General features: G+C 64.8%; 14 protein-coding genes. 6 read left to right on the forward strand and 8 right to left on the reverse strand.

Annotated features, from left to right (window positions below):
- Window positions 1–38 precede the first annotated feature (38 nt).
- On the reverse strand, window positions 39–1,184 hold the full coding sequence (locus G9C82_RS17075) for a 5-(carboxyamino)imidazole ribonucleotide synthase (RefSeq protein ID WP_127014760.1): 1,146 nt from the start codon (window positions 1,182–1,184) through the stop codon (window positions 39–41).
- 25 nt (window positions 1,185–1,209) lie between these two features.
- A complete protein-coding gene (locus G9C82_RS17080; protein ID WP_127014761.1) occupies window positions 1,210–3,183 on the reverse strand; it encodes a flippase activity-associated protein Agl23 in 1,974 nt (657 codons plus the stop codon).
- 151 nt (window positions 3,184–3,334) lie between these two features.
- On the opposite strand from G9C82_RS17080, the gene ribH reads away from it, so the two are divergent.
- Both ribH and G9C82_RS17090 read left to right on the forward strand, forming a co-directional pair.
- The gene (gene ribH, locus G9C82_RS17085) at window positions 3,335–3,748 is read left to right on the forward strand and encodes a 6,7-dimethyl-8-ribityllumazine synthase (RefSeq protein ID WP_007190811.1); all 414 of its coding nucleotides are present in this window, start codon (window positions 3,335–3,337) and stop codon (window positions 3,746–3,748) included.
- On the forward strand, window positions 3,745–4,905 hold the full coding sequence (locus G9C82_RS17090; protein ID WP_127014762.1) for a pyridoxal phosphate-dependent aminotransferase: 1,161 nt from the start codon (window positions 3,745–3,747) through the stop codon (window positions 4,903–4,905). Before ribH ends, G9C82_RS17090 begins: the two co-directional genes overlap by 4 nt.
- Before the next feature lie 95 nt (window positions 4,906–5,000).
- On the opposite strand, the gene G9C82_RS17095 is transcribed toward G9C82_RS17090, so the two are convergent.
- On the reverse strand, window positions 5,001–5,267 hold the full coding sequence (locus G9C82_RS17095; protein ID WP_121303933.1) for an ATP synthase subunit C: 267 nt from the start codon (window positions 5,265–5,267) through the stop codon (window positions 5,001–5,003).
- 221 nt (window positions 5,268–5,488) lie between these two features.
- Here G9C82_RS17095 and G9C82_RS17100 point away from each other — a divergent pair, with 221 nt between their 5' ends.
- On the forward strand, window positions 5,489–5,923 hold the full coding sequence (locus G9C82_RS17100) for a hypothetical protein (protein ID WP_127014763.1): 435 nt from the start codon (window positions 5,489–5,491) through the stop codon (window positions 5,921–5,923).
- Between the two features lie 36 nt (window positions 5,924–5,959).
- On the opposite strand, the gene G9C82_RS17105 is transcribed toward G9C82_RS17100, so the two are convergent.
- The 3 genes from G9C82_RS17105 to G9C82_RS17115 are packed head-to-tail and all read right to left on the reverse strand — an operon-like array spanning window position 5,960 to window position 7,587.
- On the reverse strand, window positions 5,960–6,625 hold the full coding sequence (locus G9C82_RS17105) for a cupin domain-containing protein (RefSeq protein WP_127014764.1): 666 nt from the start codon (window positions 6,623–6,625) through the stop codon (window positions 5,960–5,962).
- A 39-nt stretch (window positions 6,626–6,664) separates the two neighbouring features.
- Window positions 6,665–7,093: an adenylyltransferase/cytidyltransferase family protein gene (locus G9C82_RS17110; RefSeq protein WP_004957086.1), complete on the reverse strand. Its 429-nt coding sequence runs from the start codon at window positions 7,091–7,093 to the stop codon at window positions 6,665–6,667.
- On the reverse strand, window positions 7,090–7,587 hold the full coding sequence (locus tag G9C82_RS17115; protein WP_127014765.1) for a Mov34/MPN/PAD-1 family protein: 498 nt from the start codon (window positions 7,585–7,587) through the stop codon (window positions 7,090–7,092). The genes G9C82_RS17110 and G9C82_RS17115 overlap by 4 nt, the downstream gene beginning before the upstream one ends.
- 94 nt (window positions 7,588–7,681) lie before the next feature.
- Here G9C82_RS17115 and G9C82_RS17120 point away from each other — a divergent pair, with 94 nt between their 5' ends.
- Entirely contained in the window at window positions 7,682–9,595 is a 1,914-nt protein-coding gene (locus G9C82_RS17120; RefSeq protein WP_127014766.1) for a DHH family phosphoesterase, read from the forward strand.
- A 41-nt stretch (window positions 9,596–9,636) separates the two neighbouring features.
- Here the strand turns inward: G9C82_RS17120 and G9C82_RS17125 are convergent, their stop codons facing one another.
- Both G9C82_RS17125 and G9C82_RS17130 read right to left on the reverse strand, forming a co-directional pair.
- Entirely contained in the window at window positions 9,637–11,262 is a 1,626-nt protein-coding gene (locus G9C82_RS17125) for a phospholipase D-like domain-containing protein (protein ID WP_127014767.1), read from the reverse strand.
- Window positions 11,263–11,304: 42 nt separating this feature from the next.
- Complete coding sequence (locus tag G9C82_RS17130; protein ID WP_127014768.1) at window positions 11,305–12,579, reverse strand: HEAT repeat domain-containing protein; 1,275 nt, start codon at window positions 12,577–12,579, stop codon at window positions 11,305–11,307.
- Between the two features lie 125 nt (window positions 12,580–12,704).
- On the opposite strand from G9C82_RS17130, the gene G9C82_RS17135 reads away from it, so the two are divergent.
- Both G9C82_RS17135 and G9C82_RS17140 read left to right on the forward strand, forming a co-directional pair.
- The gene (locus G9C82_RS17135) at window positions 12,705–14,327 is read left to right on the forward strand and encodes a uracil-xanthine permease family protein (RefSeq protein WP_127014859.1); all 1,623 of its coding nucleotides are present in this window, start codon (window positions 12,705–12,707) and stop codon (window positions 14,325–14,327) included.
- Window positions 14,328–14,329: 2 nt separating this feature from the next.
- Window positions 14,330–14,752, forward strand: coding sequence for a hypothetical protein (locus G9C82_RS17140; RefSeq protein WP_007190801.1), 423 nt, complete (start codon window positions 14,330–14,332; stop codon window positions 14,750–14,752).
- Window positions 14,753–14,781: the final 29 nt, after the last annotated feature.

Raw genomic sequence — 14,781 nt, forward strand, 5'->3', positions numbered from 1 at the left:
CAGTCCATAGCTCCTACTCACGACGCAGTCAGTGGCGGTCACTCGAAGGTCAGCCCGTCACGGAGGTCGCGGGCGTCGACGAGCAGGCCGTCGCGGTCGTCGTCGGTCAGCGTCACGTGCCCCATCTTCCGGAGGCCGTACACTTCGCGCTTGCCGTACCAGTGCAGGTGTGCCCGCGGCGTCCCAAGCACACTGTCCTCGCCCCGTAGCTCCGCCGGCTGGCGCTCTGAGACATCCCCGAGGATGTTGGTCGACACAGTGGGGAACCGCTGGTCGGTCGACCCCAGCGGCTGGCCGGTGACAGCGCGGAGGTGTTGCTCAAACTGCGAGGTGTGACACCCTTCGATAGTCCAGTGGCCGGAGTTGTGCGGGCGCGGCGCGATCTCGTTGAGCAGAATCTCGCCGTCGGTCGTCTCGAACAGTTCGATGCCGAACACGCCGCGACCCTCCATCACGTCGAGCACGTCGTGCGCGACATCTCGGGCGCGTTCGCGGACGGCTCGTGACGCTCTGGCCGGCGCGACGGACTCCCGGAGGATTTCCTCACGGTGAATCGTCTCGGTGACCGGGAACGTGTCTCGCTCGTCTGCACCGCGACAGCCCATGACCGCCAGTTCCCGCTCGAAATCGACCATCGCCTCGACCATCGCGGGGCCGGCGATCTCGTCGACAGCGTCCGCAACGTCCACTGGGCCCTCGACGCGGATGTTCCCGCGGCCATCGTAGCCGCCGGTTCGGGCCTTGAGCATTGCGGGGTAGCCCAGTTCCTCGCAGGCCTCACGGAGGTCATCGGCGGTGTCAACGGCGCGGAACTCGGGGACCGGAACGCCAGCGTCCGACAGCCGGCGCTTCTGGACGAGCTTGTCCTGAATCGTTCGGAGCGTTTCGGGAGCGGGATGTACCGGCGTCCCTGTCTCTTCAGCGACCCGTTCAAGCACGTCCGGGTCGGCCAGTTCGATCTCGAAGGTGAGGTAGTCGGCGCGCTCGGCGAGTTCCCGCAGGGTTGCCGCCTCGTCGAAGTCCCCGACAATCTGGTCGCGGACGACCGGCGCGGCCGGGCAATCCGGCGTCGGGTCGGTCACGAGCAGTTCGAGGCCGAGCGGCGCAGCCGCCTCGCCCAGCATCCGGCCGAGTTGGCCACCGCCGACCACGCCGACGGTCGGCCCTGGTGACGTGAGCGTCATACCGCGCGCTTTCACAGCAGCAGGGTTAACCGTTCGGTTCTCGGCCGTAGGACTCGTGGACCCACACCGTCATGTCGTTCGAGCCGTATTTCGTTCGCATCCGGTGGGTTCTGGGCACGTATCCGGCGGCTTCGAGCTGTTCGGCAGGGACCGTGCTATCAATCTGCTGGGTGATGACTATCGGTGGCTGGTCCGCCTGCGCCTGCTCGGCGAGCCTGTCGGACCGGTTCTCACAGGAGACGTTCACCTCCTCGGCCGCGTAGTACCACGGCAGCGGCAGTGAATTGTGCCATTGCAAGCAGGTCGGTCTGGTGTTCCACCACGAGTCGTTCCACTGACCGCGGTCTTCCTTGACGTACGCGTCGTCGCCGTCGTAGGCGTCGCCGCGCTCTCCGTGATACATGACGACATCGGTGCCGTTTCCGTTGGCCGTCGCGATTCGGTCCATCTCCGCCAGATCCGCACGGAGCGACTCCTGTGGCTGGGCGTACTGGACCAGCGGGTTCCCCTCCAGATGCTCGTTGGTGTACACCCGCGTTGCGGTCGTGTTGACGACGAGTGCAGTAACGAGCAGGACGATGGCAGCGGCGATGGCAGCGCCGGTCACGTCGTCGGTCGACAGCGATTCGTTCCCCCACCGGATCACAGCAGCGAGTCCGACGGCAGCCGGAATCGACAGCGGGACCACGACGTGGACGGCGAGCCACGGCGCGCCGATGTCGGTTCCGATGGGGTAGCCCAGAATCGAGACGTAGCCGCCGTAGGCCGCGAACGGGACGAGGTGGCGCGGCTCGACGGTTCCGAGGCGGTCGAGCGCGTACCCGAACGCCGAGAACAGAACCAGCGGGGCGGCGGTGTAGCCCAGCGCTTTCAGCAGCACCTCATAGTGGCCGTCGACGCTCTCGTAGAACGTTTCGATAGAGTCGACCAGGCCCGTTTCAGTGGTCGTGGCTTTCTCCGAGGCCGGCGAGAACCACTCGCTGTACTGGCCGACGACGCGCTCCCATGTGGTCTGGACGAGTTCCGGGAACAGCGATGGGTTCGTCACGCCGGACCAGAAGTTCACGTCGCCACTCGCGACCGGTGCTGGCGGGTGTTCGATGCCCGCGACACCGGCCCCCCGCGGGGCGTAGAAGAACAACGAGACGAAGCCGAACACCAGCGCGGCAAGGACGATGTGGCTCGCGTACGCTGCGAGGACGGAGGCGGCGCTGTCATGGCGATCGCGGAACGAGCGAACGATGTTGACAACGAGCCCTACATCCGCCCGGACCCGGCCCGACAGCCGGCCCCAGATTGCACCGAGGCTCGGGACGGTCCGGAGGAAGCCGACGGCGTCGCGGTAGCCGTTCGGGAGGACGAGCACCTTCGCCAGCAGAAGGCCGGTCGCGCCGAGCCACGTTAGCACGTAGACGATGGCGTTCTCCTTCGAGGCGAACCCGAGCGCCATGAACGCGGCGACGCCGTAGAGATACCGCGCCTTCCGAGTGTCAACGAACCGGACGAGCAGGCCGAAGGCGGTGAACATGAACGCCGCGACCAGCACGTCGCTGCGCATGAACCGCGAGAAGTACAACAGCACCGGGTTGAGTGCGAGAAACACAGCCATGAGAACAGTCTCGTCGGACCGGAGGTGCTTGCGAAAGAGCAGCGCTGTCAGCGGGAGCAGGCCGCCGACAATCGCGACCGGGAGCCGCATCGTGAAGTCGGTCGGCGCAGCGACGGTGAACATCCAGCTATCGACGTGTTGAATGAACGGGCCGTGGATGATGTAGCGATACGCGAACGACCCAGAATCGCGGAGATGCAGCGCCCAGTAGGCCACGCGGCCCTCGTCGAAGTGGGCGACGCGGCTCCCGAGCGCCGCGATTCTGAGGACGAGTCCGAGAAGCGTCACGGCGACGACGAGCTTCACGGCGGCGCGGGGGTCGTCCGCGAACCAGGACCGGCTCCGGTCCCGGAAATCGTGGAGGGCAGACAGCAGGGACGACTCAGCCATATCTGGCTCAAGCACATGGGGCATTAGAATCCTTCTGGTTTCTATAACAGGATTTTAAGCTACTCGCCCGTCGCCGATATCGACGTAACGACCTGTGGCCGTGCAAGCACGGAACGGTAGTTCTTTAGTCGCCCCTGCCCGGGTGTCAGGTATGGTGCAGCTCGGGCTGGTTGTCGCCCAGTATGATAAACACGGGGCCGTTATCGAGGAGATGGAGCACGGGGCTTACGAGGCCGCTGCCGACAATGACGCCGAGATTGTCGCGTCGATTGATGTCCCGGGGTCCTACGATACGCCGCTGGCCGCCGACCGGCTCGCGCGCCGGTCGGACATCGACGCCGTGGCCGTCCTCGGCGCAATCATCAGCGGCGACACCGACCACGACCAGATCATCGGCAACGCCGCCGCGCAGGGGCTGACCGACGTCTCCCTCGACCGAGACACCCCCGTCACGCTGGGCATCATCGGCCCGGGCATGAGCCAGGACGAGGCCGAGGCCCGAACCGACAAGGGAGACTCAGCCGTCCGGAGCGCAATCGAACTCGCCACTGAACTCGAACAATGACTATGGACTTTGCATCCCGCGTCGAACGTGTAGAACCGAGCGCGACCCTCGCAATCAGCAACAAGGCCGCAGAGCTGGAAGCCGAGGGGAAAGACGTCGTCGACCTGAGCGTCGGCGAACCCGACTTCGACACGCCAGAGAACATCAAAGACGCCGCCAAGGACGCACTTGACGCCGGCCACACCGGCTACACGTCCTCCAACGGCATCCCCGAACTGAAGGAGGCAATCGCCGACAGTCTCCACGATGACGGTCTCACTCAGTACGGCCCGGACAACCTCATCGTCACGCCGGGCGGTAAGCAGGCGCTGTACGAGATCTTCCAGACCATCATCGATGACGGCGACGAGGTCGCCCTGCTCGACCCGGCCTGGGTGTCCTACGAAGCGATGGCGAAACTCGCCGGCGGGACGCTGACCCGTGTCGACACTGCCGCCCACGACTTCCAGCTTGAAGGCGCGCTCGACGACCTCGCTGACGCTGTATCCGACGAGACGGAACTGCTTGTCGTCAACTCGCCGGGCAACCCCCACGGCGCGGTGTACTCCCGCGATGCGCTGGAGGGCGTCCGTGACCTCGCTGTCGAGCACGACATCACGGTCATCTCGGACGAGATCTACAAGGAGATCACCTACGACGGCGTCGAAGCCGTCTCGCTGGGCACGCTTGAGGGCATGGAAGACCGAACAATCACCCTCAACGGCTTCTCGAAGGCCTACTCGATGACCGGCTGGCGGCTGGGCTACTTCGCGGCCCCGGAAGAACTGGTCTCACAGGCCGGCAAGGTCCACTCCCACTCCGTCTCCTGTGCCGTGAACTTCGTCCAGCACGCCGGCGTCGAGGCCATCACGAACACCGACGACGCCGTCGAGGAGATGCGTCAGGCCTTTGCCGAGCGCCGCGAGTTCCTCATTGGCCTGTTCGAAGACCACGGCGTCCACGTCCCCGAGCCACAGGGCGCGTTCTACATGATGCCCGAAATCGCGCCGGATGGTGACGATACCGAATGGTGTGATCAGGCTATCTCCGAGGCACAGGTCGCGACCGTCCCCGGAACCGCGTTCGGGACGCCCGGCTACGCTCGTATCTCTTACGCCAACAGCAAGGAGCGACTGCAAGAAGCCGTCGACCGCCTCGCCGAGGCGGACCTGATCTAAGCGCCTCGCTGCGGCTCACTCTCTTCGACACTCGGTAGCGCAGCCGTCTGGACCGCAACAAAAAAGTGGACAGGCCGCGGAAACGGCTACTTCTGCTACGTTACGACGAACACTGTCACCAGCGTGAGGATGACAAGGGTCTCGGGCAGGACTGTGAGAATGAGGCCCCGACCGAACATATCGGGGTCCTCGGCGATGGCCCCGACCGCCGCCGCGCCGATACCGCGCTCGGCGAACCCGGATCCCAGCGCCGCTAACCCGACGGCGAGGGCTGCGAGTCCCCCCGCGAGATAGCTGGCCGCCTCGGCGGAGATCGCTGGACCGCCGGTCTGTAACACGACCGCGCTTGCGGTTCCTGACATGGCAGTTTTCCATTCGGCGGCGAGGGCAATCACCGGACCGATGACTTCCACCCCCCGGTATTCATGCTTGTGTTTTACCATGCTCGCTGGCGGATGAATACGAATGTACAGTTTTCTGGTGGGAATCCACTTGATTTCTGAACAGCGATGGCGTTCGAACCAGACGCTGTTTCGAGCAGTTGCCGGCGAACTATTTTGCTCCAACCGCTGGAACAGCCGGTATGCGTACCCGGAGAATGGTGCTCGTCCTCTCGGCCGGAACGCTTTGCCTGGCCGGCTGTGGGTCCCCTGGCGACGGCTCGAACGGCGGTCTCGCCGTCGAGACCGCAGATGCGTCCGTCGCGCCCGGTGAGACAGCACGGATCGAAGTGCAGGCCTCGTCAGTTGGCGTCCTGACCTGGCAACTGGCCGAGATTCCCGAGCGCTGGCAGGTGACACACAAGGGATTCAAGCCGGAGCCGACCGCCGTTCGGGAGTCGTATCCACCTGAGCTAGTCTGGGACCCTGTTGTTGATTCGGTTACCGGTACCCTGGCTGTGGCCGTCCCAAACGACGCGTCACCCGGCGAGTACACGCTGGCGGTTGAGGCCGGCACGGATGCCTCTGACGAACGGGTGGTCTCGGAAGCAACGGTCACCGTCGAGGGGGCAGCGTGATGGCGAACAACCCCGCCGTTCACCGCAGGGAGGCTGTCATAGGTCAGGCTGTTCGACGTGGCGCTCCCAGAAGGCCGGCTGCGTGTACTTCGCGTAGGCGCCCTGATAGCCAGCGAGTTCTGCGACCGGCGTGAGGAGCCGTGACAGCGGTTCGAGCCGTTCCTGTCTCGTGAAGACTGTGTTGCCGTCGAGACGGTCCGCGACGAGGGCCTGCTGGAGCGGGTTCTCGGGGTTTCCATCGTCGTCGTGGGCCAGACCGCCGAGTGTCGGGAGTACTTGCCGGAGTCGACCCGGCGAGTAGATGTTCGTGATGACGACGGCTCGCTTGTCGGTGTCGTTCCGGAAGGTGTGCGTGACGCCTGTCTCGACGGTGGCCGTTTCGCCCGCCGTCACCTCGTGGTCCGTGCCATCAAGCATCATCGTCAGCGAGCCCCGTTCGACTTCGAAGCGTTCCGGGCTCTGCTCGTGATAGTGTTCGGGTGGCCCGCCGTAGCCGGGTCCGAAGACGCTGAGCGTCCGGATGGTGTCGCCCGATCCCTCCAGCGGGATGCCCCACACAGGTCGGGTCGGATGTGACGTGACAGGGCCGGTTCGCTCCCGAACTCGGTCGGCGAACTGGCTATCGGGGTCCAGTTCGAACCCGGTTCCCGGAACGGGGTCGCCGTTGGCGTCAAGCGTCCGGCCTGTCGTGACGGTTGACATAGCCACTAGTTGGCCTGCGACCTCGAAAGTGTTGTCTTCTCAGCTCCGTTCGTCGAGAATCCGGTCGATAATCCGGCCAGTCGACAGGACCCGGTCAGCCGCCTCAGTTTCCAGCGGACTGGCCCGACAGATATCACAGTCGATACCCCGGGCGGACAGCGCCGCTTCGAGTTGCTCGTCGTCGTGGTGCTGGTCGTAGCCCAGTGCGATGATGTCCGGTTCGATGCGCTCGATCGGGATGAAGATATCTTCGGAGTGGCCGAGATGTGCTTCGTCGACCGGTTTGAGCGCCCCGACCATCTCCCGGCGTTGCTCGTCCGGGACGACAGGCGGCTCCTTGTGCGTGACGTTGACCGAGCGGGCCACGATGACGTGGAGTTCATCACCCATGTCGGCGGCGTCCTGCAGGTAGTGGACGTGGCCTGGGTGCAGAATGTCGAATGTTCCCTGTGCGACGACGCGGGTCACTGATCGAACTCCTCCTCGCGTAGCTCGGCGTCGATGTCAGACTGGTCGAAATCGAAAAAAGACTCTTCGGGCGGCTCTACGTCGAGCACCGGCAGTTCGACTTCTGTTCCGTCGCTGTCGAACGCCTTCCAGTCATCGCGGCCATACGGGTAGCCGACGATGATGTGGACGTCGCCGCGACCAAACGTCGCGAGGTCGGCGTCGCTGGGTTTGAGGACACCGTTCGGGTGCGAGTGAATTGACCCCGCTGCTCGCATATCATTCGGCACCATGCTCGTCTTGACGGTCGCACTGACCGGGTTCGACTCTGTCCCCGGGATAACGAGAACGTCGGTCAGAACTGTCCCATCTTCGTCGAGCCCGAGCTTGCTGGCGTCATCGCCCCGGAGGAAGCCCATATACTCGTTAGGATGGGCCTCTTCGGAGGCAGCGAGCGCGAACTCGAGTGCGGACTCCGCGATCCCGAGTATCCCGCTCGTTCGAAACAACCCCATACCACGCAGTCAGGTCGGACGCTTTTTACGCGTTGTGTTCGTCCCTCCGCGGATTCCGAAGAGTACAAACGGGGGAGCACCGAAGGATTGACAAATGTCTTCGCCAACTGGCACCGGTGACGGTGCGACGGTCCCCGACGGCGGGACCATCGTCTACGATCTCGCGGACCAATGTACGTCCGATGATCTCGAAGAAGGCGCACTGTACCACGCAACTGTCAACGGCACCGTCGAATACGGCGTATTCGTCGACCTTTCCGACGCTGTTTCCGGGCTCGTCCACGACTCTAATCTCTTGGGCCAGTACGACGTGGGTGACGATCTTATTGTCGAACTCGGCGAGATCCGTCCCGACGGCGACCTGAGCTTCGAGGAAGTACGGGTTGCTGACTACGAGGAACAGCGTGTTGCCCACGGCAACGCGACCACCGTCGCTGACCTCGAGGACGCGACCGGTGAGACGGTCATCATCGAGGGACAGGTCGTCCAGATCAAACAGACCGGCGGTCCCACCGTGTTCCAAGTCCGTGACGAAACCGGTATCGTCCCATGTGCTGCCTTCGAGGAGGCCGGTGTCCGGGCGCACCCCGACGTCGAAATCGACGACATCGTCCGCGTCTCCGGGCGCGCAGAGGAGCGCGACGACGGCCTGCAGGTCGAGGCCGAATCGCTGACCGTGCTCGACGGCGAAGAAGCCGCCGCCGTCGAGAGCGACCTCGACGCCGCACTGGCCGAGGCCGCCGAACCAGCCGATGTCGAACCACTGGTCGAATGGCCTGCTTTCGAGAAGCTGTGGGACGACCTCCGGGAAGTCGCGACGGAACTCCGCAAGACAGTGCTTTCGGGCCGTCCGATCCGGATGCGTCACCACGCCGACGGTGACGGGCTCTGTGCGAGCGTCCCGCTGCAGGTCGCACTGGAATCGTTCATTGCCTCCCAGTACGAGGACGCCAGCGCGCCCCAGCACCTCCTCAAGCGCCTGCCGAGCAAGGCCCCCTACTACGAGATGGAGGACGTAACGCGGGACCTCAACTTCGCGCTGGAGGACCGCACCCGTCACGGGCAGAAGCTCCCGATGCTGCTGATGCTCGACAACGGCTCCACCGAAGAGGACACGCCGGCCTACCGAAACCTTCGACACTACGACATCCCGGTGGTCGTCGTCGACCACCACCACCCGGACCCCGAGGCCGTCGAGCCGCTCATCGAGCAGCACGTCAACCCCTACCTCCACGACGAGGACTACCGCATCACCACGGGGATGCTGTGTGTCGAGCTCGCCCGGATGATCGACCCCGACCTCACCGAGGATCTCCAGCACGTTCCCGCGGTCGCGGGCCTGTCTGACCGCTCCGAGGCTGAGGCGATGCGGGACTACATCGGCCTCGCAAGCGAGAAGGGCTACGACGAGAACGATCTGCGCGACATCGGCGAAGCCCTCGACTACGCGACCCACTGGCTGCGCTACAACTCCGGCGAAGAGCTGATCACTGACGTGCTGAACGTCGACTGTGACGACCGAGACCGCCACGGCGAAGTCGTCGAATTCCTCTCCGAACGCGCCGAACGAGATGTTGAGGACCAGCTCGATGCCGCCATGAGTCACGTCGACCACGAACGGCTCGACAACGGCGCACACCTCTACACCATCGACGTGGAGAACCACGCCCATCGCTTTACTTACCCTGCGCCGGGCAAAACGACCGGCGAAATCCACGACCGGAAGGTCGCCGAGACCGGTGACCCCGTCATCACCATCGGCTACGGCCCGGACTTCGCCGTCCTGCGCTCGGACGGTGTCCGTCTGGACATCCCGCGGATGGTAACCGAGCTCAGCGAGGAGGTCGACGGTGGCGGCGTCTCCGGTGGCGGCCACCTCGTCGTCGGCTCGATCAAGTTCGTCAAGGGCCGCCGCGAGTCAGTCATCGACGCCCTCGTCGAGAAGATGGCTGAAGCCGAAATCGACGAGGAGCTCGGAAGTTCGACGGCGCTGCCGGAAGAAGTGTAGGCCGTCGCCCCCGTTGCGCAGGCTGACCGCGACACAGTTTTCTACGTTTCAAACGAGACCCGACGAGCGGCGAGCCCGGTGACCACGAGGAGTCCGAGCAGCGCCCCGATGACACCGACCGGCGTGTCGAACCCGCCGGCCCCCCAGTCAGCGTCAAAGACCGCGCCGAAATAGTCGGCCGCGTCGCTGCCGTGCAACACCAGTACGACCTCTCGGTTCGCAGTCGCCGCCTGTTCGTTCCAGTTGAGGCTGCCGACGACGGCCCGTTTGTCGTCGATAACTGCGCCCTTGGCGTGTATCTTTTCGTAGCGACCGTCGGGGGCCGCCACTTTCGCCGTCAGCGGCGCGTCGTTGCGGTCGGCCCACTCTCGAAAGCGCTGTGCTGTCTGCGTGTTCTCTTCACGGACGTACCAGGCGTCACTCAACAGGAGACGGACCTCGACGCCGCGCGACGCAGCCCGGCGGAGCGCCCGCAAAAGCGGGCTGTTCCAGTCCCCGACCGTCGGCTGGATAACGTCAATGGAGTCGTCCGCGTCGTCTATCGTCGCGACAAGTTCACCCTGGGCGTTATCGGGGGTGACCAGGAGGTCTGTCCGCTGGACGACCACCGATTCAGCCTGGAATTCGGTCGGATACGTCCCGGTCGCTGGCTCCGCTCGCTCGAACTGTCGACCCTGACGGTACTCTCCCCACCGCTCGCTGTCTTGCCAGCCGGTATCGGACTGGAACGTCTGGTTCAGCCCATCGACGACCCGCGGCTGTGCCGTGACCACCCCCCAGCCGCGGCTGCTGTTGCCACCAGTGCCGGCGGGCTTCCAGTTCTCTGTCAGCACGACGGCCTGCCCGTCGGCGACAGCGTACTTCGCGTGGTGGTAGCGGTATCTGGCACGTGGGCCAGTCATCACTCGGACGGAGACACCTGCCTCGGCCAGTCGGTCAAGAGTGCTGGCCTCTGCGGCGGTACGGCTGCCGACCGGTTCGCCCTCGAGCAGGACGCGAACCGTCGCACCGCGGCGCTGGGCGGCGATAAGAGCGTCGGCGACCCTTGCCGAAGAGAGCGTGTACCCGGCCAAGAACACTCGCTTGTCCGCGTTCCGTATCGGTTGAATCGGTGCGGCGGAGGCATCCGGCAGCGCGAACGCGCGGACCTCGCCGCCGGCAGCCCTGATGACCGGGCGGTCTGTCGCACCCAATGACTGCCAATGGACGACAGACCCGTTAATGACGCCGATTTCACCCTCGACTGAATCCGTGTATCGGACAGCGTCAACAGTCCGGTTGCCTCGCTGCAGCTGGATTCGCTCGCCGCCGTTTGCCAGCACAAGATGACCATCGAGGCCGACGACCGGCCAGTCGGTGAGTTTCCGTGTCCGGTTCGGTGCCATTGAGAGGACGACGCGCCCGCGAGCGGTAGTGTTCGGAACACCTGCAGTACCGTCACCGTCAGTGATAGCATACTGCCCGATGTCTGTCCCAGCAGGGACTGTGATGACGATGAATTCCCCCTCGTCACCGCCAGCGACGGGGTCCGGATACACTGCGTGAATCGACGGTTCTTCGGGACCGCTGGCTGCTGTTGCAGTTGGAGTCGCCTGTCCAGTGGCGGTGTATGGACCTATCGCTGCGAGGACGAGCACGCAACAGACGAGTGGGGCGAACGACCGCATCGGGGCGTCTGGCCGCCCGCTCGTATAAAAAGGTATCCTGCTTCAGGCGCTGGCTGCCTTTTCGGCCTCGGCTTGGACGATATACGCGCGGTCGTCCGTGTAGCGGGCGGCTTCGTCGAGTGCCGTTTCGGTCCCGATCTGTCGGAGCGCCCACGCGGCGGAGGCACGCACGGAGTCGCTTTCGCCGGATTTGAGGACATCGCTCAGCGGCTCGATGGCGCGAGTGTCGCCGAGCAGCCCCAGTGCGCGCGCCGCGACTGAGCGGACTTCCTCGCTGTCGGCGTCAAGTCGGTTGGCGACCGGCTGGACCGACTCGGCACTGCCGATAGCGCCCAGTGCGCGCAGCGTGACTTTCTGGAGCGCAGGGTCGCCGTCGCCGTCGATGTAGTCGTGCAGCGTCTCAGTCGCACGCTCGTCGCCGATTTTCCCCAGTACCTCGATTGGCCCTTTCTCGCGTTTCTGTGCACGCTGGTGCATCGCGTCGAAGGCCGGTTCGGCGTCGCTCCCGAGGTTGTACAGTAAGTCGACGATGTACCCGTCGAAGAACTCCGACCCGAGTTTGTCGTAGGCGAACAGGACCTGATCGAAGTCCCCTTCCTCGGCGTGGAGCTTGGCGGCGTTCCACTCCGGCGGGAAGTCCTTCCGGTTCTCGTTGGTCAGGATATCATAGAAGCCGCGGGCGTCGAGTTGCTCCTGTACCGTGAGGTCGTTCCAGACTTCGGCTTCGTCCAGCCCTGTTTCCAACGCTTCCGCCGCTTCGAGGAGCCCTTCGATAGTTTCCGTGTCCTCGTCAGGGTCGAGGTTTGCCGCTTCAATGGCGTCGGCGACTGTGTTCAGCGCATCCCCGGCAGCGACGAAATCGCCGCCCGTGTCAGCGTCGTGGTCGATGAACTCGGCGCTTTCGTCGAGGAACGTCTCGACGGCTTCCTGAGCCTCGCCCTCTCCGTCGTCGGTCCACTCGCTGTCAGTGACGGTGTCGGCGGCGTCGGAAACGATGGTGACGACGTCTTCGGCGTAGGGGCCGCGCTGTTCGTCAAGGTCGTCCCGGAGGTCCGAAAGCTGGGACTCCAGTTCCTCGCGGGGGTCCTCGGCGTCGTCATCGTCCTCGTCGGGTTCGGGCAGGTCGGCAGCCTCGAGGTCACTCTCGATGTCGTCGAGGGACGACTCGACGTCGTCGAGGTCGGCCTCCGTCTCTGCGGCCTCTAACGCGTCGCCGGCCTCTGTGAGACGCGATTCCAGTTCTTCGGCGGTCACGTCGATCTCATCTGTTGCCTCGGCGTCGTCCGACGCGTCGGCCTCGTCGTCCCCGTTGCTCATGTCCAAGACTGTGTCGGAGCGGGCCAAGAGCGTTTTCCTTTCGAGGCGGCAGGCTGGGTCCTGTCGCCGCTGGGCCAACGAGCAAAGAATATGTACCGGGAGTTGCAGTGCCACTGGTAGCGAGCATGACTGACGCGACACCGCCGGACGACGGACAAAGCCCGACCACACCGGAAGAGCCGGAAACCGCCGGCTTCGTCGAGTACGGCATCGACGACAAGCCGCCGCGAAAACAGGCGATACTGCTCGGCGTCCAGCACTACCTGACGATGATCGGCGCGTCCGTCGCGATCCCGCTCGGGCTCGCGGGCGCGATGGGGATGTTTGAGGCCGCGCCGGACCAGGTCGGCCGTCTCATCGGGACGTTCTTCGTCGTCTCCGGCATCGCGACGCTCGCCCAGACGACGCTCGGAAACAGGTACCCAATTGTTCAGGGCGGAACGTTCTCGATGCTCGCGCCCGGGCTGGCCATCATCGGCGTGCTCGCCCAGCAGGGCGCGGACTGGCAGACCATGCTCGTCGAACTACAGGGAGCCGTCATCGTTGCCGGCATCGTCGAGGTTATAATCGGCTACAGCGGCCTCATGGGGAAGCTGAAGCGGTACGTCGGGCCGGTCGTCATCGCACCGGTCATCGCGCTCATCGGGCTGGCGCTGTTTAACGTCCCACAGATATCGAATCCGAACTTCGGTAGCCCCGGGACCGGGCAGAACTGGTGGCTGCTCGGGCTGACGATGCTCTCGATTATCGCGTGTTCGCAGTACCTCGACCGACGCCACCGCGCGTTCAAGCTCTTTCCCGTACTCTTGGGTATTCTGTTTGCGTGGACCGTCGCGGCTCTCCTCTCAGTCACTGGCGTCTTCGCCGCGGGCTCGGTCAGCTACGTCTCGCTCGGTTCTGTCACGAGTGCCCCGCTGGTCCAGCCGATCTACCCGTTCCAGTGGGGGCTCCCGCAGTTCACGCCGGGCTTCATCGTCGGGATGTTCGCCGGGATGCTCGCCTCTGTTGTCGAGAGTTTCGGCGACTACCACTCCGTTGCCCGCATTGCTGGCCGCGGCGCGCCGAACAGCAGCCGAATCAACGATGGTATCGGCATGGAAGGGGTCGGCAACGTGTTTGCCGGCATTATGGGCACCGGCAATGGCTGTACGTCGTACACTGAGAACGTTGGAGCAATCGCTATCACCGGCGTCGCGTCCCGCTACGTCGTGCAGATCGGCGCTGCGGTGATGATTCTGGTCGGATACTTCGGCCCAGCGGGCCAGTTGTTCGCGACCATCCCGTCGCCGATTATCGGTGGGCTCTACATCGTCATGTTCGGACAGATCGCCGCCGTCGGGCTCTCACAGCTGAAGTACGTCGACCTCGATGCCAACCGAAACGTCTTCATCGTCGGTTTCGCACTTTTTGCCGGCCTCGCGGTGCCCGAGTACATGAGCCAGGTCGGACAGGGAATGGATGTCGGCGGCGCGACAGCCCTCCAGCAGGGTCTAGCGGCTGTCCCGGTGCTGGGGAGCGTCCTCGGGACCGATGTGGTCGCGACCACGTTGTTCGTCATGGGCGGGACCGGGATGGTTGTCGGTGGCATCGTCGCATTTGTCCTCGACAACACCGTGCCGGGGACCCGCGAGGAGCGCGGGCTCGCGGCCTGGGCCGCGCTCACCGAAGACGACAGTGAATACGTCTCAGCGCTAGACCGGATTCGTGGCCGCGGCGGCGACCGCCCGTCTGCGGTGAGCGACGACTAACCGTGGGAGACGACAGCGACGGCACGGCCGCAGACACCGTACCGCCCATCGACACCGAACGGTACACCGGCACGCTCCGAACCGGCGGGACTGTGGTTCTCGGTGCTGACCGCCTCGTCGTCGACCGCGGTGACGAGCCGGTGGTCGTCGATCTCGACGACGTGGTCGAGGTGAGTCTGCAGGACATCGACTGGTTCCTCGCGGTGATGAGCGTCGCGCTGATCGGGTTCGGGTTACTGTCGCTCGACCGGTCCGTCCTCCTCGGCGGGGCCTTCGCTGTCGCTGGTGCTGTCAGTCTCGCGCTCACCTACCGCAAGCGGTACACACTCAGGGTACAGGTCACCGGGCGTACCGACCCGCTCAGGTGCTTCCCCGCGGACCCACAGGCGCTGCTTGCCGAACTGGAGCAGGCGCTAGCCGACTGACCGGAAATCGCCTACACTTACGCCCGTCC

The organism is Haloarcula sp. R1-2, assembly GCF_011627385.1.
Taxonomy (GTDB): Archaea; Halobacteriota; Halobacteria; order Halobacteriales; family Haloarculaceae; genus Haloarcula; species Haloarcula marismortui.

Bases quoted from the DNA above. Each gene is read 5' to 3' on its own strand.
- G9C82_RS17075 (WP_127014760.1), bottom strand. From the start codon at position 1,184: ATGACGCTCACGTCACCAGGGCCGACCGTCGGCGTGGTCGGCGGTGGC.
- G9C82_RS17080 (WP_127014761.1), bottom strand. From the start codon at position 3,183: ATGGCTGAGTCGTCCCTGCTGTCTGCCCTCCACGATTTCCGGGACCGG.
- ribH (WP_007190811.1), top strand. From the start codon at position 3,335: ATGGTGCAGCTCGGGCTGGTTGTCGCCCAGTATGATAAACACGGGGCC.
- G9C82_RS17090 (WP_127014762.1), top strand. From the start codon at position 3,745: ATGACTATGGACTTTGCATCCCGCGTCGAACGTGTAGAACCGAGCGCG.
- G9C82_RS17095 (WP_121303933.1), bottom strand. From the start codon at position 5,267: ATGTCAGGAACCGCAAGCGCGGTCGTGTTACAGACCGGCGGTCCAGCG.
- G9C82_RS17100 (WP_127014763.1), top strand. From the start codon at position 5,489: ATGCGTACCCGGAGAATGGTGCTCGTCCTCTCGGCCGGAACGCTTTGC.
- G9C82_RS17105 (WP_127014764.1), bottom strand. From the start codon at position 6,625: ATGTCAACCGTCACGACAGGCCGGACGCTTGACGCCAACGGCGACCCC.
- G9C82_RS17115 (WP_127014765.1), bottom strand. From the start codon at position 7,587: ATGGGGTTGTTTCGAACGAGCGGGATACTCGGGATCGCGGAGTCCGCA.
- G9C82_RS17120 (WP_127014766.1), top strand. From the start codon at position 7,682: ATGTCTTCGCCAACTGGCACCGGTGACGGTGCGACGGTCCCCGACGGC.
- G9C82_RS17125 (WP_127014767.1), bottom strand. From the start codon at position 11,262: ATGCGGTCGTTCGCCCCACTCGTCTGTTGCGTGCTCGTCCTCGCAGCG.
- G9C82_RS17130 (WP_127014768.1), bottom strand. From the start codon at position 12,579: ATGAGCAACGGGGACGACGAGGCCGACGCGTCGGACGACGCCGAGGCA.
- G9C82_RS17135 (WP_127014859.1), top strand. From the start codon at position 12,705: ATGACTGACGCGACACCGCCGGACGACGGACAAAGCCCGACCACACCG.